The sequence below is a fragment of the Inquilinus limosus DSM 16000 genome, assembly GCF_000423185.1.
In the GTDB taxonomy this organism is placed as follows: domain Bacteria; phylum Pseudomonadota; class Alphaproteobacteria; order DSM-16000; family Inquilinaceae; genus Inquilinus; species Inquilinus limosus.
The window spans coordinates 139,464-159,064 of the sequence record NZ_AUHM01000010.1 but is presented as its reverse complement, the minus strand read 5'-3'; the positions used below and the strand labels follow the sequence as shown (position 1 = coordinate 159,064).

The 19,601-nt window shown below is 70.4% G+C and carries 12 protein-coding genes; 2 read left to right on the top strand and 10 right to left on the bottom strand.

Annotated elements, in window-relative coordinates; genetic code table 11:
- Positions 1–60: 60 nt before the first annotated feature.
- From G537_RS0113020 to pepN, 4 genes are all read right to left on the bottom strand, one after another.
- Positions 61–492 carry a YbaN family protein gene (locus G537_RS0113020; protein WP_064742123.1) on the bottom strand — a complete coding sequence of 144 codons (432 nt, stop codon included), beginning with the start codon at positions 490–492 and terminating at the stop codon, positions 61–63.
- Complete coding sequence (gene cydC, locus G537_RS37750) at positions 479–2,227, bottom strand: thiol reductant ABC exporter subunit CydC (RefSeq protein ID WP_034851573.1); 1,749 nt, start codon at positions 2,225–2,227, stop codon at positions 479–481. Before cydC ends, G537_RS0113020 begins: the two co-directional genes overlap by 14 nt.
- Complete coding sequence (cydD, locus tag G537_RS0113010; protein WP_026870494.1) at positions 2,227–3,918, bottom strand: thiol reductant ABC exporter subunit CydD; 1,692 nt, start codon at positions 3,916–3,918, stop codon at positions 2,227–2,229. The genes cydC and cydD overlap by 1 nt, the downstream gene beginning before the upstream one ends.
- A 237-nt stretch (positions 3,919–4,155) precedes the next feature.
- A complete protein-coding gene (gene pepN / locus G537_RS0113005) occupies positions 4,156–6,807 on the bottom strand; it encodes an aminopeptidase N (protein WP_034851570.1) in 2,652 nt (883 codons plus the stop codon).
- Positions 6,808–7,113: 306 nt separating this feature from the next.
- Between pepN and G537_RS42045 the strand changes: the two genes are divergently transcribed.
- On the top strand, positions 7,114–8,910 hold the full coding sequence (locus G537_RS42045; RefSeq protein ID WP_211230369.1) for a calcium-binding protein: 1,797 nt from the start codon (positions 7,114–7,116) through the stop codon (positions 8,908–8,910).
- Positions 8,911–8,955: 45 nt separating this feature from the next.
- Here the strand turns inward: G537_RS42045 and G537_RS37740 are convergent, their stop codons facing one another.
- The 3 genes from G537_RS37740 to G537_RS0112985 all read right to left on the bottom strand — a co-directional run bounded on the left by G537_RS37740 (position 8,956) and on the right by G537_RS0112985 (position 14,987).
- Positions 8,956–11,853: a phosphoenolpyruvate carboxylase gene (locus G537_RS37740; protein WP_051248371.1), complete on the bottom strand. Its 2,898-nt coding sequence runs from the start codon at positions 11,851–11,853 to the stop codon at positions 8,956–8,958.
- A 486-nt stretch (positions 11,854–12,339) separates the two neighbouring features.
- On the bottom strand, positions 12,340–12,738 hold the full coding sequence (locus tag G537_RS0112990; protein WP_026870491.1) for a hypothetical protein: 399 nt from the start codon (positions 12,736–12,738) through the stop codon (positions 12,340–12,342).
- A gap of 254 nt (positions 12,739–12,992) precedes the next feature.
- Complete coding sequence (locus G537_RS0112985) at positions 12,993–14,987, bottom strand: PhoX family protein (RefSeq protein WP_026870490.1); 1,995 nt, start codon at positions 14,985–14,987, stop codon at positions 12,993–12,995.
- A gap of 235 nt (positions 14,988–15,222) precedes the next feature.
- Here G537_RS0112985 and G537_RS42040 point away from each other — a divergent pair, with 235 nt between their 5' ends.
- On the top strand, positions 15,223–16,068 hold the full coding sequence (locus G537_RS42040; protein ID WP_051248370.1) for a peptidoglycan-binding domain-containing protein: 846 nt from the start codon (positions 15,223–15,225) through the stop codon (positions 16,066–16,068).
- A 39-nt stretch (positions 16,069–16,107) separates the two neighbouring features.
- Here the strand turns inward: G537_RS42040 and G537_RS0112975 are convergent, their stop codons facing one another.
- The 3 genes from G537_RS0112975 to G537_RS0112965 all read right to left on the bottom strand — a co-directional run bounded on the left by G537_RS0112975 (position 16,108) and on the right by G537_RS0112965 (position 19,570).
- Positions 16,108–16,500 carry a PAS domain-containing protein gene (locus G537_RS0112975; protein ID WP_026870489.1) on the bottom strand — a complete coding sequence of 131 codons (393 nt, stop codon included), beginning with the start codon at positions 16,498–16,500 and terminating at the stop codon, positions 16,108–16,110.
- 4 nt (positions 16,501–16,504) lie between these two features.
- A complete protein-coding gene (locus G537_RS0112970) occupies positions 16,505–17,479 on the bottom strand; it encodes a threonine ammonia-lyase (RefSeq protein WP_026870488.1) in 975 nt (324 codons plus the stop codon).
- Positions 17,480–17,605: 126 nt separating this feature from the next.
- Positions 17,606–19,570 carry a lytic transglycosylase domain-containing protein gene (locus G537_RS0112965; protein WP_155888600.1) on the bottom strand — a complete coding sequence of 655 codons (1,965 nt, stop codon included), beginning with the start codon at positions 19,568–19,570 and terminating at the stop codon, positions 17,606–17,608.
- Between the last annotated feature and the right edge of the window lie 31 nt (positions 19,571–19,601).

Here is a 19,601-nt window from a genome sequence, read left to right as displayed (position 1 = left end):
TTAAGCGGAGCAGGGGCGGTTCGGAAATGACAAGCGTGTCATGGCGCGCCCATGCCGTCGTTAGGATTTGTCGCCCGGCGCGGCGTTCGGGCGGGTCAGGATGTAGAGGATCAGGACCGCGAACAGCGCCGCGACGATCCCGACCACGATGCGCGAATGCACCGCGATCACCACGAGCGCCAGGCTGGCGCCGAGGCTGACCACCGCCAGCAGCTTGGCCCAGGGCGGGATCGCGCCGTGCCGCTCCCACGCCTGCAGCGGCGGCCCGAAACGCCGATGGGTCAGAAGCCAGTTGTGCAGCCGCGGCGAGGAGCGGGCGAAGGCCCACAGCGCCAGGATCATGAAGATCGTGGTCGGCCACAGCGGCACGAACAGGCCGATGATGCCGGCGACGACGCAGAGCGTGCCGAACAGCTGCAAGGCCAGGCGCAGCGTCGTCGGGCCCAGCACGCCGATGCGGCGCAGGCCGATGCGGGGCTCAGACCGCGGCATGGCGCTTCGGCCGCCCCGGCAGGGCGGCGTCGAGGATGTCGGCCGGCACACCCTGGACGGCGATCCGGCCTTCGGCCATCAGCACGGCGCTGTCGGCGAGGCGCAGCAGCGCCGGGCGGTGGGTGATCACCAGCGTGGTGCGGCCGGCGGTCAGCCGCTCCAGCGCGTCGATGATCTGGGCCTCGGTGTCGGCGTCCAGCCCTTCGGTCGGCTCGTCCAGCACCAGGATCGGGGCATCCTTCAGGATGCAGCGGGCCAGCGCGATGCGCCGGGCCTGGCCGCCGGAGACCTGGACCCCGGCCTCGCCGACCCAGGTGTCGAGGCCGCGCGGCAGGGCGGCCACCCAGGCGCCGAGGCCGGCGGCGTCGACCGCCGCGGCCAGCCGGTCGTCGCCGGCCTCCGGATCGCCGATCAAGAGGTTGTCGCGGATCGTCCCGGCGAAGATCTGGCTGCGCTGCGACAGATAGGCGATGCGGCGCCAGATCTCGGCCTGCGGCAGGCGGCGCAGCTCGACGCCGCCGAGCGCGACCGTGCCCGCATCCGGGTCGCGGAAGCGCAGGATCAGCGCGGCCAGCGTGCTCTTGCCGCTGCCGCTGGGGCCGACCAGGGCCAGCCGCTGGCCCTCCGGCAGCTCCAGGTCGATGTCGTGCACCGCCGGCCGGTCGCCGGCCCGGTAGCGATAGGACACGCCGGACAGGGTGATGGTGTTGCCGGCCGGCGCCGGGGCCGGCGCCTCCGGATCACGGACCAGCGGCGCCAGCCCGGCGAAGTCGAGCAGCCGGCGGGCGGCGGCGCGGGTGCGTCCGAGATTCTGGAAGGCGAGGGGCAGCGGCACCAGCGCGTCGAACAGAGCCAGGGCGCCCAGCATCATCAGCGCCACGGCCGGCCCCGGCAGGGCGCCGGCGGCCACACCGGCCACGCCCAGCGCCAGGATCGCCAGCGCCGCCAGCTGCCCGGCCAGGCCGGACAGCGCGGTCGAGATGCCGGACAGCCGGGCCATGCGCCGCTGCGCCGCCATCAGCTCCTCGTTCTCGGCCAGCACCGCCTCGGCGTGGCGGCTGTCGGCCTGGTAGACCTTCAGCTCGGCCAGGCCCTGCACGCCCTCGACAATGCGGGTGCGCAGCCGCGCCGTCGCCAGCGCGATCGCCCGGCCGGCGGGGGCGCCGATCCGGCCCATCGTCCAGGGCAGGGCGAGGCCGACCAGCAGCGCCAGCGCCACCACGATCGCCGCCGCCGTCGGGTCCAGCCACAGCAGCACGCCGCCGACCAGCAGCACCGCGACCACGGCGACGACGGCGGGCACGATCACCCGCAGATAGACGGCGTCGAGCGAATCGACATCGGCGGTCATGCGGTTCAGCAGGTCGCCGCCGCGCTGCTCCTCCAGCCGCGCCGGGGCCAGCGGAATGGCGGCGCGGAACAGCCAGACGCGCAAGCCCGCCAGGAAGCGGAAGGTGGCGTCGTGGGTCACCAGCCGCTCGGCGTAACGCGACCCGGTGCGCAGCACGGCGAGGCCGCGGATGCCGGCCGACGGGCTGGCGAAGTTGAAGGCCACGGCGGTCGCCGCCGCAGCGCCGGCCACGGCCGAGGCGGCGATGAACCAGCCGGACAGCACCAAGAGGCCGAGGCCGGCGAGGGCGGTGACGACGGCGAGCAGCAGGCCCAGCGCCATCTTCCGCCGCTGCGGCCGCGCCAGGCGCAGGATGGCGAGGAGGGGCCGATCGCGCCGATCCATCACGCCGCCTCCGCCTGCACCCGGCCCTGCTCCAGCAGGATCCGGCGGTCGGCGATCGCCATCGCGGCCGGGCTGTGGGTGGCGACGATCACGGTGCGGCCGCGGGCCAGGCGGCGGATCGAGTCCAGGATCTCCGCCTCGGTGTCGCGGTCGAGCGAGGCGGTCGGCTCGTCCAGCAGCACCAGCGGCGCGTCCTTCAGGAAGGCGCGGGCCAGGGCGACGCGCTGGGCCTGGCCGCCGGACAGGCCGACGCCGCGCTCGCCGACCGGCGTGTCCAGCCCTTGCGGCAGCGCCGCCGCGAACTCCGTCACCCGCGCCTCGGCCGCGGCGCGCTCGACCGCCGCGTCGTCCGCTTCGGGCCGGCCCAGCCGGATGTTGTCGCGCAGCGTGCCGTGGAACAGCACCGGCGCCTGGCCGATCCAGGCGATGCGGCGACGCAGCTCCTCGGGATCGATCTCCGCCAGGTCGACTCCGTTGACCAGGACGCGGCCGGCATCCGGCCGGCGGAAGCCCAGCAGCAGCGACAGCAGCGTCGATTTGCCGGCGCCGCTCATGCCGACCAGCGCCACATGGTCGCCCGGGCCAATCCGCAGGCTGGCGTTGCGGATGGCGCTGCGGGCGCCGCCCTCGAAGGCGACCGAGACATTGTCGAAGACGATGTCGAGATCACCCTCCGGCATCCGCCGGGAGCCGCCGGAGGCCGCCTCCGGCGCATCCAGCACCTCGGCCAGGCCCTCGGCGGCGCCGATCGCCGCCACCCGGTCGTGGTAATAGGCCGCCAGCATGCGCAACGGCTGGAAGAAGTCGGGCGCCATCAGCAGCACGAAGAGGCCGCTGAACAGGGTCAGATGGGGCGCGGTGCCCCAGCCGATATGGCCGAGCAGCCCCAGCCCGACATAGGTGGCGACGATGGCGACCGCGACCGAGGCGAAGAACTCCAGGCTGGCCGAGGACAGGAAGGCGATGCGCAGCACCCGCATGGTGCGGTCGCGGAAGGCGTCGGCGGCCAGCGCGATACCCTCGACCTCGGCCTCGGCCCGGCCGAACAGCCGCAGCGTCGCCAGGCCCTGCAGCCGGTCGAGGAAATAGGCGCTCATCCGCGCCAGGGTGCGGAACTGGCGGCGGCTCTCATCCGCCGCCTTCATGCCGATCAGCGCCATCAGCAGCGGCACGAAGGGCCCGGCGATGGTCAGGATCACGCCCGACACCCAGTCGACCGGATAGACCGCGGCCAGGATCAGGATCGGCAGGATCGCCGCCACCCGGCTCTGCGGCAGGAAGCGGGCATAGTAGCCGTCCAGCGCCTCGATTCGCTCGATCAGGGTCACGGCCAGGTCGCCGGTCTGCCGCTCCGCCCGCCAGGCGGGGCCGAGGGTGTGGACACGGTCGAGGATCTGCCGCCGCAGCCGGGTCTTGACCTGCGTCGCCGCCACGGCGCCCAGCGCCTCCCAGGCCCAGGCGGCGCCGGCGCGCAGCAGGATCGCCGCCAGCAGCGCCGCGAACAGCGGCCAGAAGGCGGAGAGTGCCGCCCCCTCCATCACCGCGCGCTGCAGGATCCAGGCGATCAGCCCGGCCTGGGCGACGCCGCACAGGCCCTGGGCGATCCCGGCCGCCGCGGTCAGCCCGATCGGCCCGCGCGCCAGCCCGGCCTGCCGCTTCAGCCAGCGGCCGGCGGTGCGGTCGTCGTCCAAACCAGATGGGGCCGGACCGGACGAGGGCGAGCGGGGCGGGGTCGGGGCCAAGGGCTCAGTGCTCCAGAAGCTGCCAAGGCGAGGTAGGCCGGCGATCCGGTCCGGTCAACGGCACGAAATGAAGCAGCACTTTCGCACCGGCGCGAAGGACCGACCCGCAGACGATAGCGTCATCCCGACCTTCCTCCCCCTGTTCCTTCGGCCGAATTCCCGGCCGGCGCTACCGCGGGCGTCGCCTCACGCCCGGCTCTTGGCCGCGATCTCGTAGACGTCGCGCGACAGGTCGGGCGCCGCCAGGATGCGGTCGAGCTGGGCCTTCATCGCCGCCTGCCGGCCGGCATCGTGCCGCTGCCAGCGGCCGAGCGGCACCAGGATGCGCGCCGCCAGCTGCGGGTTGGGGCCGTTCAGCGCCAGCACCTGGTCGGCCAGGAAGGCGTAGCCGGAACCGTCCGCGGCGTGGAAGTGCAGCGGGTTGCTCATCGCTAAGCTGGAGATCAGTGCCCGCGCCCGGTTCGGGTTGCGCAGGGTGAAGGCCGGGTGGCGGGTCAGCGCCTTGACCGCGTCGAGCGTGCCGGGGAGGGCGGAGGTCGCCTGCAGCGCGAACCACTTGTCGACCACCAGCGGCTCGTCCCGCCATTTGTCGTAGAACGCGTCCAGCGCCTGCTTCCGCTCCGGCATGTCGCGGTCGCGCAGCACGGTCAGCGCCGCCAGCACGTCGGTCATGGTGCCGTCGGTCCGGGCCTGGGCCAGGACTAGGCCGGTGGCCTCGGCGTCGTCCTCCAGCAGGCCGAGAGCGGCCAGGCAGGCGTTCTTCAGCGCCCGCCGGCCCATCGCGGCGGCGGAGACGTCGAACGGCCCGCGGTCGTCATTGGCCCGGTAGACCGCCAGCAGCCGGTCGCGCAGCGCCGCGGCGATCGCCTGCCGCGCCGCCTCGCGCACCGCATGGATGCCCTCGACATCGATCACCGCCATCTGGTCGGCGAGGAAGGATTCGCTCGGCAGCGCCATCGCCTCGGCAATGAAGGCGGCGTCGAGCGCCGGGTCGTCCAGCAGCCGGCCGACGGCGGCGACGAAGTCCGGGTCCAGCCGCCACTCCCGCCCGGCCTTGCGGGCGGCGACGCCCTCCAGCAGCAGCTGGGTCGCCAGCTGCTGGCCGGCCTCCCAGCGGTTGAACGGGTCGCTGTCATGGGCGAACAGGAAGGCCAGCCGCTCGCGCGGCTGCGGCGCCAGCTTGATCGGGGCGGAGAAGCCGCGGAACAGCGACGGCACCGGCCGCTCGGACAGGCCCTCGAACACGAAGGTCTGGCGCGCCTCGGTCAGCGACAGCACCCGGGTGCCGGGCGCGACCTCGGCGTCGCCGGCGAGGCGCACCGGCAGGTCGCGCCCCTGCGCGTCGAGCAGGCCGAGCGCGACCGGGATGTGCAGCGGCTGCTTGTCGGGCTGGCCCGGGGTCGGCGGGGTCGACTGGCCGAGGGTCAGGCTGTAGCGGCCGGCGGCGGCGTCCCAGCTCTCCTCGACGGTGATCTCGGGCGTGCCGGCCTGGGAGTACCAGCGGCGGAACAGCTTGAGGTCGACGCCGCTGGCATCCTCCATCGCCGCGACGAAGTTCTCGCAGGTCGCGGCCTGGCCGTCATGGCGCTTCACATAGAGGTCGATGCCCTTCCGGTACCGCTCCGGCCCGATCAGGGTGTGGATCATGCGGATGACCTCCGCCCCCTTCTCGTACACCGTCGGCGTGTAGAAGTTGTTGATCTCGATATAGCTCTCCGGCCGGATCGGATGGGCGATCGGGCCGGCATCCTCCGGGAACTGGATGGCGCGCAGGCGTCGGACATCGGCGATGCGCTGCACCGGCCGGCTGTTCATGTCGGCCGAGAATTCCTGGTCGCGGAAGACGGTCAGGCCCTCCTTCAGCGACAGCTGGAACCAGTCGCGGCAGGTGATGCGGTTGCCGGTCCAGTTGTGGAAGTACTCGTGCGCCACCACGGATTCGACGCGCTGGAAGTCGCCGTCAGTCGCGGTCTCGCGGCTGGCCAGGACGAGGGCCGTGTTGAAGATGTTGAGGCCCTTGTTCTCCATCGCCCCCATGTTGAAGTCGGAGACCGCGACGATCATGAACAGGTCGAGGTCGTATTCCAGGCCGTAGACCTGCTCGTCCCAGGCCATCGACGCCTTCAGCGACCGCATGGCATGGCCGACCTTGGTCTCGTCGCCCCGGCGGGTGAAGATCCTGAGCGCGACCTCGCGGCCGGAGCGGGTGGTGAAGCTGTCCTCGACCGCCACCAGGTCGCCCGCCACCAGGGCGAAGAGGTAGGACGGCTTGGGGAAGGGGTCCTCCCATTTCGCCCAGTGCCGGCCGCCTTCGGCCTCGCCGGCACCCACCGGATTGCCGTTCGACAGCAGCACCGGGACTTTCGCCTTGTCGGCGACGATGGTGGTGGTGTAGCGGGCCAGCACGTCCGGCCGGTCGAGATAATAGGTGATGTGGCGGAAGCCCTCGGCCTCGCACTGGGTGCAGAAATTGCCGCCGGAGGTGTAGAGCCCCTGCAGCGAGGTGTTCTTCTGCGGCTCGATCTCGGTGGTGATCTCGAGGGTGAAGGCGTCCGGCAGGCCGGGCAGGGTCAGGTGCTCGGCATCCACCGAGTAGCGGTTGTCGCCCAGCGGCTCGCCGTCGAGGGCGATCGCGGTCAGCTTCAGCCCCTGGCCATCCAGCACCAGCGGCGCCGCGGGATCGGAGACCGCCGGGTTGCGCCGCATGGTCAGGCGCGACCGCACCGTCGCCCCGTCTTCGCGCAGGTCGAAGACCAGGTCGACCGTGTCGATCAGGAAGTCCGGCAGCCGGTAGTCGGCGAGGCGGATGGTGCGCGGGGCGCTGGTGGAATCGGCCATGATCTCGATCGGTCGCTGAGGCGGTTGATCCCGTTCTAAAGGGTTCCGGCCCCTGGTGAAAGGAAGGGATGGCGCACGCTCCGACGCCACAACACAGATCCGATCGTCCGACTGGAATAGGTTGGTATGTCGAGACTGGCATCCATGACGGACCAGGATTATTGTCGGAGAGTTGGTTTCGAGATCGGCGGCGCGCGACCCCGGTTCGGCCGGGCGGCGTCAGCATGCATGCTGATAGCGCTGTGGGATCTGATAGATAAAAGAAGATCTGTTTACGCATAAAAATATCGATTGAGGAGAATGGATGTGTCCAGCCCGATTCCACCAGATCTCGATCTCAGCGACTATATCATCGGCCCGGATGGGGTCGGCGTGACCATATTCTGGAGCGAGGATAGAATCGCAGCGAACATTATCATCGAGCTTCTCAATTACAGCCAATACCTGACGTTTCAGGGAAAGACCACGAATATCGGATTCTATAGCGAGTGGTTCAGCACCTACGACGGCTCGTACGGGGTCACTGACGCGGGGAAGTACGATCTCATCCTGACGAACGGGAGCGATCGTGTCGACGGGGGGTATCGCTGGCCCCATAGCGTGTACGGCCTGGGCGGCGACGACGTCCTGATCGCCACGACCTTCCTGGACGGCGGGGACGGCAACGACACGCTGACTGCGGCCAGCACCATGATCGGCGGCGCTGGCGACGACGTGCTGAGGGGACCCGGCGTCATGATCGGGGGCGATGGCAATGACCGGCTCAGCGGCGGCATCGGCGCCCAGACGCTCGACGGCGGCAGCGGCGTCGATGTGCTCAACGGCGACGGCGACAACGATGTGCTCACCGGCGGCAGCGGCGCCGACCGGATCGATGGCGGCGACGGCATCGACCGGGCGGATTACCTGGGCTCCGCGGCCGGTGTCACGGTCAACCTCGCCACCAACGCCAACAGCGGTGGCGACGCGGTCGGCGATGTGCTGACCGGGATCGAGACGGTCGGCGGGTCGGATTTCGCCGACAGCCTGACCGGCGACGCCGGTGCCAACAAGTTGTGGGGCCGGGCCGGGAATGATGTGCTCGCCGGCGGCGCGGGCGACGATTCCCTCTATGGCGAGGCCGGGGCCGATACCCTGCAAGGCGGCGATGGCCAGGACTGGCTGATCGGCGGCGCCGGCGGTGACGTGCTGAATGGCGGCGGCGGGACTGATACGGCCAACTATGCCGAGGCGACCGGCGCGGTCGCGCTCAGCCTTCTGGATGGTGCCGGGACCGGCGGAGACGCGGCCGGGGACGGCTTTGTCAGCGTCGAGAACGTGCTCGGTTCGGCCTTCGGCGACCAGATCAAGGGCGATGCCGGCGCCAACGGGCTCTGGGGCATGGCCGGGGCGGACCGGCTGTACGGCGCCGGAGGTAACGATGCGCTCAGCGGCGGCGACAATGACGACGCCCTTTATGGCGAAGCCGGCGCCGACACCCTGACCGGCGGCGAAGGGAATGATTCCCTGACCGGTGGGGCCGGGGCGGACGCGCTGTCCGGCGGCAACGGCATCGATATCGCCCTGTACGATTCGGCGACAGGGGCGGTGACGGTCAATCTGGCGACCGGCGCGGGAACGGCCGGCGATGCCGCCGGCGATACCTACAACAGCATCGAGAACGTGCTGGGCTCGGCCTACAACGACACGACCACCGGCAATGCCGGGGCGAATGCCTTCTGGGGCATGGCCGGGAATGATGTGCTCACCGGGGGCGGCGGGGCCGATGCGCTGAAGGGTGGCGCCGGGGCCGACCGCTTCGTCTATCAGGCGGTCTCCGACAGCACCGCCTCGGCCCGGGACGGAATCAACGACTTCTCCCACGCCGACGGTGACCGGATCGATCTTTCGGCCATCGACGCCGACGGCAATGCCGGCAACGGCAACACCGCCTTCACCTTCCTCGGCACTGGCGCCTTCACCGGCGCCGGGCACGAGCTGCGGGTGACGGTCAGCGGCGGCGTTCAGATCGTGCTGGCCGACCTGAACGGCGACAAGGTGGCCGACATGGCCCTCGGCGTCGTCAGCGCCACCACCCTGGTGGCCGGCGATTTCGTGCTCTGACGAAGGAACGCCGGGCGAAGGAGACGCCTCTCGCCCGGCCTTCTCTCACCCGAAGAACCCGACCCGGTGCACCACCGCGGCCGAGACCCGGCGCAGCAGGCCGTAGAGCTGCCGCATCGGCCGGAAGATCCGTTCGTTCTCGAACTGGTAGTTCTGGCTCTCGTCCGAGCGGTAGGTCGCGGCCTCGCCGAAATCGGCCACGGCGATGGTGTCCTCGGTCAGCGGGAAGATCTCCTCCAGCGACTGCACGGCCGACAGCACGTCGAGATGCAGGATGCGGGCGATCACCTGCTTCAGCGTCAGGTTGTGCCGGCTGGAGAATTCCGGGATCCGCATCGCCAGCAGGAAGATCTCCTGGATCAGCGCCAGGCGCACCGCGTGCAGCACGGCCAGCGCGTCGCGGCTGGCGGGGTCGACGAACGGCGCCTGGTTGTCGATGCCCTCGAGGCCGTCGCGCAGCAGGATGAAATCCTTGTGCAGAGCGCGGAACACCCGGCTCTGCCGCTCCCACACCGGCATCGGCTCGAGATGGCCGGACAGGGCCACCATCCGGTCGGCCTGCTCGCGGTCGGCGGTGGCGGCGGCGCGGGTGATCCAGGCGCCGGGGTCGAGCGCGTCGATATAGGCCTTCATCGCCGCCGGGCTGCTGGCCGAGGCGCCGTAGGTGACGATGCCGAGCAGCTGCCGGAACCGCGGCGAGGCGGCGTAGAGCTGGCGGAACCGTTCCGGGTCCTTGGCAATGGCGGCGCCGGCGCCACCGACGCTGTTGGCCAGCAGGCCGAGCTGCATCAGCACCGCATTGTGCGGGATGGCGCGCAGCTGCGACGGCATGGCGTGGTCCAGCTCGCTCGGGTCCTCGTGCTGCCGCTTGGTGGCGCGGCTGCCGGAGGGGAACAGCAGGTTCGGGCCCAGCGCCTGCAGCAGCACGCCGTAGTCGCGGTCCTGCATCAGCCGGACCTGGAACTCCTTCACCGTGGTGAAGAACTCGCGGATATAGGCGGCCTCGTCGTAGAACGGGTCGTCCCTGGTGTCGTCGATCTCGGGCAGGATGTGCTCGAGGATCCGCGTGACCACGGCGTACGCCATGTCGGGATGGGCGAAGTACAGGTACCCGTCGCCGCCCTGGAAGCTGACCTCCTGCTTAAAGCCGACGCCCTGGCTGGCCATGAAGGCCCGGGTCGCCGGCGGGTCGACATAGGACAACCGGTCGGCGATGCCGCCGGGATGGCAGCCGCGGCCGATCGACTCGCCATGGGTGTCGAAGATCAGCAGCTGCACGTCCGGCAGCCCGGCCTTGGCCATCACCCGGATCAGCCTGAGCCGCAGCCGCTCGATCGAGGCGCCGGCCGGGGTCTGGCCGAGATAGCGCCCGGCATCGGAATAGCCGGTCTGGACGCAGACCCGGCCGCGCCGCTGCACATAGGCGCGGTAGTGCGGGTTCTCCAGCAGCTGCTCGATGATCCGGCTGCCGTTCTCCAGCGCCTTCTCGGTCTCGAACAGGGGCGAGATGTCGACCATCCCGTCGACCCCGAACAGCCGGGCGTAGTACAGCGCGGTCAGGCAGGTGAAGGCGCTCTCGCTCTCGGCGATCAGGAAGCGGATCGGCGCCGAGCGGTCATTGTATTTCAGCATCTGCGCCAGCAGCATGAACAGGCGCTTGACCGAGGTGCGCTCCGCCAGCAGCGAGCCGAAATTCACCGTCACCGGCTCGACCGCGTCGAGCAGGGCGTTCAGCCGGTCGAGATAGGATTGCCGGTAGCGCGGATCGTTCGGGTCGGACACCATGCCGACCGCCTTGCGGATCGCGTTGTGCACCTGGGTGGCGTTGATCCGCACATGGGTGTGGGCGGCGCCCAGCCCGTGCGTCGCCAGCTCGGCCCGCAACAGGCAGAAGCGGCGCGACAGGTCGGGATCGTCGGTGCGCTCCAGAGCGCGGTCGACGATCGCGATCAGGCTGGCGGATTCGGTCAGGCGCAGCGCCTGGCCGGCATGGATTCGCTGGCTGATGACGCGGATCTGCTCGCGCCCCGCGGCGGAGGCAGGGTCGGCGACGGCGAAGGCAGCGACCTCGTCCCGGATCTGGGCGATGGCCAGCGCGATCCGGCTCTCCAGCAGGTCCAGCGTCTCCAGCAGGTCCAAGGCGCTGCGCGGCACGCCGGACCGGATCGCCCGCACCTCGGACAGGTAGTGGTCCAGCTGCGCCGCCTGGACCAGCAGGCGCTTGTGCAGCGTGTCGGTCCAGCGGATGTCGGAGCGGCCGTCGAGGTCGTAGCCGACCCAGGAGGCCAGCGTGACCAGCCGCGGGGTCAGGCTGCGCCAATCCTCGGGATAAGCCTCGCGGGCGACGTCCAGCAGGATGCCCCAGGCACGGGCCAGGGCGGTGCGCGCATTGGCGATGGCCTCGAGCGACAGGGCGTGCTCGCGCGCCAGGCTCAGATCCTCGTCCGGCCGGTGCTCGACCGCGGCGGCGCGGGCCAGCAGGGCGGCCCTGGCGTCATCGTCCAGCGGGGCGCCGTCGGCGCTGCGGCCGACCGCCAGCGCCGCCAGGTCCGCCATCAGCGCGCCGGACAGGTTGAAGGTCGGATGGGCGGTGAAGACGGCGCCGAAGGTCTCGCTCTCGACCCGGCGGCGGAAGGCGGCAAAGGGCAGGGGGCCGCCCCCGGCATCCTGGGTCAGGCCCTGGAACAGGGCGCGCAGCCGCGCGTCGTTGGCCTCGGGCGCGGTCTCGCCGAGATAGTGGCCCAGCCGGGCGGCGCGGTGGCCGAAGCCCTCGACCGTCAGATGGCCGATCAGCGCCTCGACGTCGCGATAGTCCAGCTTGCCGTCGGCCAGCCGCCGCGACAGCTCCAGCGCCAGATGCTGGATCGGGTTGGCGAAGGGATCCTCGCGCTGGGACTTCTCGTAGCGCTTGAGCAGCTGCGTCAGTTCACGGGCGAGGGGCATCGTCCGATCCTCCGGCCGAGGCGTGGCTTGACGCGTATCCGGCATGGTGCCTCCCCGTGCGGCAGCCGCGAATGCTGCAACTGCGTGACGCATCCATGTTGCGCTGCAATGGGCTTGTCAATCGCTTTGGCGAAGCATTCCGGTCCAAGAGCGACAGAAACGAAAGCGGAGCGTCTCTGCGCAATGCGGTGGATTTTGCCAAAAGCCGTTGCTATTCAATGGCCTGGAATGCGATCCCGAACCGGAAAAGAAGTGGCCCCGACGCGGGGGGAAGCGCCGGGGCCTTTCTTCGCCTGGGTCCGATCCGCTCGGAGGGGAGGGAGCGTCCGGCCCGGCTGACGGCTAATTCGATCCCATCGGAAGGATCTTGGCGATGGCTGGGGGGACGAACCATCGCCGGCCGCACTATGGATTTGGGGGCGAACTCGAAATTGTCAAGCAAGCACATGCCGGAAGTTGTGCCGCGACCGTCCGTCGCATAGCCGGCTAATGCGCGTCGGCATGGTCCCGGGTGCGGCTGCGGTCGATCAGGTCGTAGCCCCGTTTCAGGGCGGCGCCGGCGCCGATGACGCTGATCACGAACACGCCCAGCCCGACGCGGTACAACCCCGGCGCCGTCGCCGCGACCAGGCCGATCACGGCCAGGAGGCCGAGCAGGAAGGTCACGGCGAAGCAGGAGTCCGGCTCGGTCGGCAGGAAGGCGCGGCTCGGCCGCTCCTCGCGGGCGTCGAAATGCTGCTTGATCAGCAGCATGACGATGCCGATGCAGGCGATAAACAGAGCGATGCCAAGCACATAGAGGTCGTTGCTCTGCGCCCGGGCGGCGCTGACCAGCCCCAGCAGGGCGATGATGGCGGCCGCGGCGGCCGCATTCAGGCGTCTCATGATCCGTGGTCCGATCGTCTCGCGAACTGCGGGTCACTATCGATATGGCCCCGCCCGGCCGCAAGACGGAGCGCAGGGCGGCGACAAAAAAACCTCCCCGAGGAGCAAGGAGGTTCGGGGCCACACCGTCATTGCGAGGAGGCGAAGCCGACGAAGCAATCCAGGGCGGCTCGCACTGGTCCCTGGATTGCTTCGCTGCGCTCGCAATGATGCCTGTGTAAATTTATCAGTCAGTTACACGTTCTTCTTGAACCTCAAGCTCCAATCTTTCCGCCGCCCTGCTTGGTGATCACCACGACCGAGGGCCGCGGCGGCACGCCGTCCTGGAAGTCGGGCCAGCGGGTCGACGGGTCGGCGAAGGTGCTGGCGCGGCCGAATTCCGGCCACTCCTTGCCGCCTTCGCCCGGATGCTGCACCGCGACGAAGAAGGTGGCCATGTCCGGAGTGATCTTCGGGCCGCACATCTCGGCACCGACCGGGACGCGGAAGAACAGCTTGCCGGTGCCGCGGGCCTCGCCTTCGGTCTCCAGGCCCCAGATGCCGTCGGCGCGGCCGCTGTATTTGAAGTTGTTGCCGTCGGTCGAGATCCACAGCCGGCCGTCAGCATCGATCTCGCAGTTGTCGGGCGACCCGAACCAGCCGTTCTTGCTGGTCGCGGGGTTGAAGGTGGCCCCGACCTCGGCGACGCTCGGATCGCCGCACTTCACCAGCAGGTCCCAGGCCGAGGCGGTGGCGGCGTGGTCGCCGTCCGCCGGCGTGATCTCGATGATGTGGCCGAACTTGTTCTCCGGCCGCGGGTTGGCGGCGTCGACCTGGTCGGCCTTGCGCCGGTCGTTGTTGGTCAGGATGACATAGACCTTGCCGTTCACCGGGTTCGGCTGCACGTCCTCCGGCCGGTCCATCTTGGTGGCGCCGAGAAGGTCGGCGGCCCGGCGGGTCTCGATCAGCACATCGGCCTGGCTCTTGAAGCCATTCGCCTCGGTCAGCGGGCCTTGGCCGAACACCAGCGGCATCCAGGCGACCTTGCCGTCGGCGTCGAACTTGGCGACGTACAGCGTGCCCTCGTCCAGCAGTTCCATGTTCGCCGCGCGGTTGTTCGGGTCGAACTTGCCGGCGGTGACGAACTTGTACAGGTAGTCGAAGCGCTGGTCGTCGCCCATGTAGACGACCACGCGGCCATCCTTGTTGACGATGCTCTCGGCGCCCTCGTGCTTGAAACGGCCCAGGGCGGTGCGCTTCTTCGGCACGGAGTTCGGGTCGGTCGGGTCGATCTCGACGATCCAGCCGAAGCGGTTCGGCTCGTTCGGCTCCTTGGTCAGGTCGAAGCGGTCATGGTGCAGGCTCCAGGCGTACTCCGCCTCGCCCAGGCCGTAGCGCTTGTAGTTGCGCGCCTCCGGATGGTCGTCCTTCAGCTCGCCGCCGAAATAGCCGTTGAAGTTCTCCTCGGCATGCACCGTGGTGCCCCAGGGGGTGGTGCCGCCGGCGCAGTTGTTGAGGGTGCCGATCACCTTGGTGCCGGTCGGGTCGGCCTTGGTCTTCAGCCGGTCGTGGCCGGCCGCCGGGCCGGTGACCAGGAACTCGGTCGAGCGTGCGGTGATGCGGCGGTTGTAGGGGCTGTCCGCCACCACCGCCCATTTGCCGTCGGCGCCGCGCTTGACCTCGATCACCGACTGGCCGTGCGCGGCCATCTCGATCTCGACCTGCTCGCGGGTCAGCTGCGACAGCTCGAACTCGCCCTTCTCGTCGGCGAGGCCGGGGAACATCAGGTTGGCGTCGGTGTATTCGTGGTTGATCACCAGCAGGCCGTGATCGCTGCTGGTCGAGCCGAGCGGCAGCGGCACATAGCCGATGTAGTCGTTGTTGTAGCCGAACTGCTTCTCCTGCGCGTCGGCGGTCTGGTTCCGCACGTCGAAGGCGGGGGCGCCCTTGACCACCGGGTCGCCCCAGCGGATCAGGATGTCGGCGTCATAGCCCTGGGCGACGTGGTGCTTGGCGTCGACGCCGGCCTCCAGCTCGTCGAAGGCGAAGCGCGTCGGCGCGGTCGCCTGCGCCGGGCGGCTGGACAGGAACGCCGCCGGGCCGACCACGGCACTGATCGCCGAGACCGCCAGAGCGCCGCGCAGCATGCCGCGCCGGCCGAAGCGGGCGTTGATCATGTCGCCCATCGTGGGGTTGTCGGAGAGGTTGCTGCTGCGGTCGTCCTGCTGCTCGAAGCGCTGAACGCGCGACAGGGTGGAATCCTGGTCCATCTCGATCCCCTCTGGGCTGGCTGCCGTGGCGGCGGGCATGAAATCCGGCGGGACCTTACCGATCGGTAATGTTGGATTTGTTTCTGTTAAGTGACGCTTCGATGACAGCCGGCGCCGGCGCGACGGCGGCCGATGCCCGCCGACAAAATTCCCGGTTCCGGCCCCGTCCCGGCCATGATCCGGGCGGATGATGCCGCCCAGGCCCGCGATGCGGCGCTGAGAAGGGGAGGGGCTGATGGGCAGATTGCTCACGATCGGATCGCAAGGGGCCGACGTCCGCGCCGTTCAGGACGTCCTGAACTTCCATCTCCGCAACACGGTCCCGCTGCAGCTCGACGGGATCTTCGGTTCGAAGACGAAGGCGCGGGTGGAGCAGTTCCAGCGCGTCAACAAGCTGAAGGTGGACGGCATCGTCGGCCCGAAGACCTCCGCCCTGCTGTTCGAGGTGTCGGTGGTGAAGGCGCAGCTGCTGCTCGTGCCGCGAAGCCTGACCCTGCCGGTGATCGGCGCCCGGCCCGGACTCCAGCCGCCGCGGCTGATCCCGCCGCTGCAATGGCCGGCGCCGCCCGGCCGGCTGGTGACGCCGCCGCTGATCCTGGGGCCGCGGCTGACCCTGACCAGCGGAGGGACGGCGCCGCTGCCGGATCTCAACCGCCCGAACGTCTTCGACTTCACCCTGACGGTGCCGACGCGGCAGGACCCGGAAGACCCCTTCGTCCGGTCCAGGAAGGCCATCCTCGGCCTGATCGACGACCTGCCGGTCAACTCCAGGTTCCGGGCCTTCCTGGGCTCGCTGGTCCCGGATCCGGTGACGAAGATCAGCAACCCCGAAACCGGCTTCAAATGGGGCGTGGGGATTCCGAGCTTCAACCCGTTCGACCCGAACAAGATCAGCGACACCGCCGAGGCCGCCTTCACCATCCGGGTGACGGGCCGGGAAGGATCGCCGCTGCCTTTCGTGACCTTCGGCGCCTGGGGCGACGGCAAGGCCGAGCTCAACTACGGCTCCCGGAACGGGCGGGCCGGTTTCACCGTGCAGCTCGAAGGCAGCTTCGGCCTCGGCTTCCAGGGCACCTTCTAGCCGGTCCCGCCAGCCGCCGCATGTCGCGGCGGATCCGTGTCAGGGATCCGTCGGGGCCAGGCCGACCAGCGCAGCCGCGACGGCCTGGCCGTCGTCGAGGAGCGGGCACAGCAGCGCCGGCCGGCCGCCCAGCACGGCCTCCACCGGCCGTGCCTCCGCGATCATCCGGGCGATCGCGGCCTCGGCCTCGGGCCCGCCGAGCGGCGTGCGGTCGAGCGGCTGGTCGCCCGGATTGCCGCCCAGCGTCTCCTTCACCGCGGTGCCGGCCCACAGCACTCGCGCCGGGCCGGCGAGATCGAGCATCAGCAGATGCGGCAGCATCGGCATGATCTCGATCGGGCTCAGCGCGTCGCGATGCGGCGGCCGGCCGCCTTCGGCACGGCCGTCCCACCAGCCCTGCAGGCGGTCGAAGAAGGCGGGCCGTCCGGTCATCGGCTCAGAGGGTGGCGAGCGCGTCGCGGAAGGTCGCGGCGTCGACATTGCCGCCGGAGCAGACGATGACGATGCTGCGGATGTCGTCCGGGATCCGGTTCTCCAGCGTCGCCGCCAGGCCGACGGCGCCGCCGGGCTCGACCACCAGCTTCAGCGTGTCGAAGGCGACCGCCATCGCCCGCAGCGCCGCGTCGTCCGGGGCGGTGACGCCGCCCGACAGCGTCTCGCGCGCGATCGAGAAGGTGATCTCGCCGGGGGTGGGCGACTGCAGCGCGTCGCAGATCGACCGTGCCTCGGGATCGTTGCGGACGCGCTCGCCGGCGGCCAGCGACCGCCGCATGTCGTCCAGCGCTTCCGGCTCGGCCGAATAGATCCGCACGCCCGGCATCCGCGCCTTGACCGCCACCGAGATGCCGGAGACCAAGCCGCCGCCGCTGCAGCTCACCAGCACCGCGTCCGGGCGCACGCCCAGCTCGGCGCATTGCTCGGCGATCTCCAGGCCGATCGTGCCCTGGCCGGCGATGATGCGGGGATCGTCATAGGGCTTCACCAGCGTGGCGCCGGTCTCGGCCACGATCTTCGCCGCCACCGCCTCGCGGTCCTCGCCGAAGCGGTCATAGGGCACCACGGTGGCGCCGTAGGCCTCGGTGTTGCGCCGCTTGATCACCGGGGCGTCGGCCGGCATCACGATCGTCGCCTTGATGCCGAACAGCCTGGCCGCCGCGGCCACGCCCTGGGCGTGGTTGCCGCTGGAGAAGGCGACCACGCCCTTCGCCCGGTCGGCTTCCGGGATCAACGCGATCCGGTTGTAGGCGCCGCGGAACTTGAACGACCCGGTGCGCTGCAGCGGCTCGGCCTTGACCAGCACCTCGCGCCCGGCCCGGGCGTCCAGCAGCGGTGACCGCAGCAGCGGCGTGCGCACCGCTTGGCCGCGCAGGCGTCCGGCAGCGGCCTCGATGTCGGTGACGGAGACGATCATCGTTCATTCTCAGATGGATGGAGAAGATTTTTGAACTTATCTGTAGCGCGCGCGTCCCAACATATTGATCCGTCATGGCGAGGAAGGGGCCGGAGAGCCGAAAGATGGCCGGAACGGCAGCCTTCCTCACCGCAGCAGATCCGCCTCCAGGGCTCCGGGCTTCGGCGCCTCGCCCAGGCGCAGGCGGTAGACCTGGGTGTTCTCCAGCACGCGCTGGACATAGCTGCGGGTCTCCGGCAGCGGGATGGACTCGATCCAGTCCACCACCTGCTCCGGCGACTTGGACGGCGTCGGCGCCCAGCCGTCGACCCGGCCGAAGCCGGCATTGTAGGCGGCGATCGCCCGCGGCCAGTTGCCGTCGTAGCGCCGGATCAGGTCGGCCAGGTAGCGGCTGCCGAGGCGCAGATTGTGCACCGGATCGCCGCTGAGCATTCCGGTGGTGTGCTCGATGCCGAGCGATTGGGCGACGTCGCGGGCCGTGCCGGGGCGCAGCTGCATCAGCCCGATCGCCCCGGCACTGGACTCGGCGCTGGGGTTGAACTCGCTTTCCTGCCGCGCCAGGCCCAGCACCAGGGCCGGCGGCAGGCCGCTCAGATCGTCCGGCATCGCCACCAGCGGATAGGCGGCATCGATCACCACGCTGCCGTCCCGCGCCGCGGCCTTGGCGGCGCGGACGGCGACGAAGGAGTATTTCATCGAGTTCGCCAGCATCGCCAGCAGCCGGTTCTTCTCCGGCGTGTCGGCGTCGACCATCAGCTTGCGCAGGAACAGATCGGCCCGGTCGCGCTGGCCGACGGCGTCGAGCAGCCGGGCGGCGCGGGCCAGATCGCCGCCATAGGAGGCCAGCACCTGGGCGCTCGGCGTCGCCGACACCGGCAGCGCCGCGATCGTGGGCTGGCCGAGCTTGTCGGCGGCGAGCTGGCCGTAGAAGGTCAGCGGCTGCTTCGCCGCCAGCCGGTACCAGTCGGCCGCCTTCTGCTTGTGGCCCGCCGCCTCGTGCGCCCGGCCGGCCCAATAGGCGCCGCGGGCCAGGCTGATCGGCATGCTGACATCGCCATACAGCTTCTCGAAATGCTCGATCGCGTCGTTCGGCCGGTCGAGGAAGCGCAGCGCCAGCCAGCCGGCCAGGAAGTCCTTGTCGGCCCGGTCGACCGGGTCGCTCTGCTCGCGCGCGGTGATCAGCCGATAGGCCTGGCGGTAGGATTTCTCGTCGAACAGCCGGCGGGCAATGATGTGCCGCTCCAGCCACCAGGCGCGGGCGTGCTGTGTGGTCCGTGGCTGCTGCGACAGCATCTCGATGGTGCCGGCATTGTCGTCGTTGCGCCGCCGCCAGCGGGCACGCTCGTACAGGATGCCCTCGTCCTGCAGCAGCTTCGCCGGCAAAGCCCGCACCGCGGCCGAGGCGTCCGGCGTGCGCAGCATCAGCTTCAGCCGGGCATCGGCCAGGAGCCGCCGGTCGCCGGAGACGCGGGGCAGCATGCGGCGCGCCTCGTCCGTCCGCTCGGCCCAGAGCAGCGCGTCCAGCCGCGCCCAATGGTCGTCCGGCTCCAGCAGGCTGCCGAAACTCTGCAGGAACTGGCTCTCCTGCCCGGCGGTCAGCGACAGGCTGCGCCAGGTGTCGCGGGCCCAGATCCGCGCGCGGATCGGATCCGTGGTCTGCAGCGCCGTGCCGAAATGCAGCGCGCCCTCGACGGTCAGCGGGGCGAAAGCGTCGAACCACGCCACCACCGCATCGGCCGGCAGCCCGTCCGGCATCGCCCGCTCGGCGCGGCGGCGCAGGGCCTGGACGTTCGGCCAGTCCGGGTTGCGGACGATGAAGGCCGCCAGCTCCTCGAAGCCGGCGGTGCTGTCGGGGCGCGACAGGTCGGCCCAGATCGCCAGCCGGCCGACCAGCGTGTCGCCCATCTGGCCCTTGACCGTCCGCACCACGTCCCAGGCGTTGCGGTCGGCGGCGGAGAACAGGGCCTGCGCGGCCTTGATCTCGGCCGGCGTGGCCGGCTGGGCGAGGGCCGGGACGGTGGTGCCGAGCAGCAGCGCCCCCCAAGTCGTTAGAAAGGCCGCCGCCAAAGCCATGCGCTTGCCGGCCCGCACCACAGCCGCTATGACACTGCGTTCACCACCC

Excerpts from the sequence above, each read along its gene's own strand:
- G537_RS0112990 (WP_026870491.1), bottom strand. The coding sequence starts at position 12,738 with ATGAGACGCCTGAATGCGGCCGCCGCGGCCGCCATCATCGCCCTGCTG.
- G537_RS0113020 (WP_064742123.1), bottom strand. The coding sequence starts at position 492 with ATGCCGCGGTCTGAGCCCCGCATCGGCCTGCGCCGCATCGGCGTGCTG.
- cydC (WP_034851573.1), bottom strand. The coding sequence starts at position 2,227 with ATGGATCGGCGCGATCGGCCCCTCCTCGCCATCCTGCGCCTGGCGCGG.
- G537_RS0112985 (WP_026870490.1), bottom strand. The coding sequence starts at position 14,987 with ATGGACCAGGATTCCACCCTGTCGCGCGTTCAGCGCTTCGAGCAGCAG.
- G537_RS0112970 (WP_026870488.1), bottom strand. The coding sequence starts at position 17,479 with ATGATCGTCTCCGTCACCGACATCGAGGCCGCTGCCGGACGCCTGCGC.
- G537_RS42040 (WP_051248370.1), top strand. The coding sequence starts at position 15,223 with ATGGGCAGATTGCTCACGATCGGATCGCAAGGGGCCGACGTCCGCGCC.
- G537_RS37740 (WP_051248371.1), bottom strand. The coding sequence starts at position 11,853 with ATGCCCCTCGCCCGTGAACTGACGCAGCTGCTCAAGCGCTACGAGAAG.
- G537_RS0112975 (WP_026870489.1), bottom strand. The coding sequence starts at position 16,500 with ATGACCGGACGGCCCGCCTTCTTCGACCGCCTGCAGGGCTGGTGGGAC.
- pepN (WP_034851570.1), bottom strand. The coding sequence starts at position 6,807 with ATGGCCGATTCCACCAGCGCCCCGCGCACCATCCGCCTCGCCGACTAC.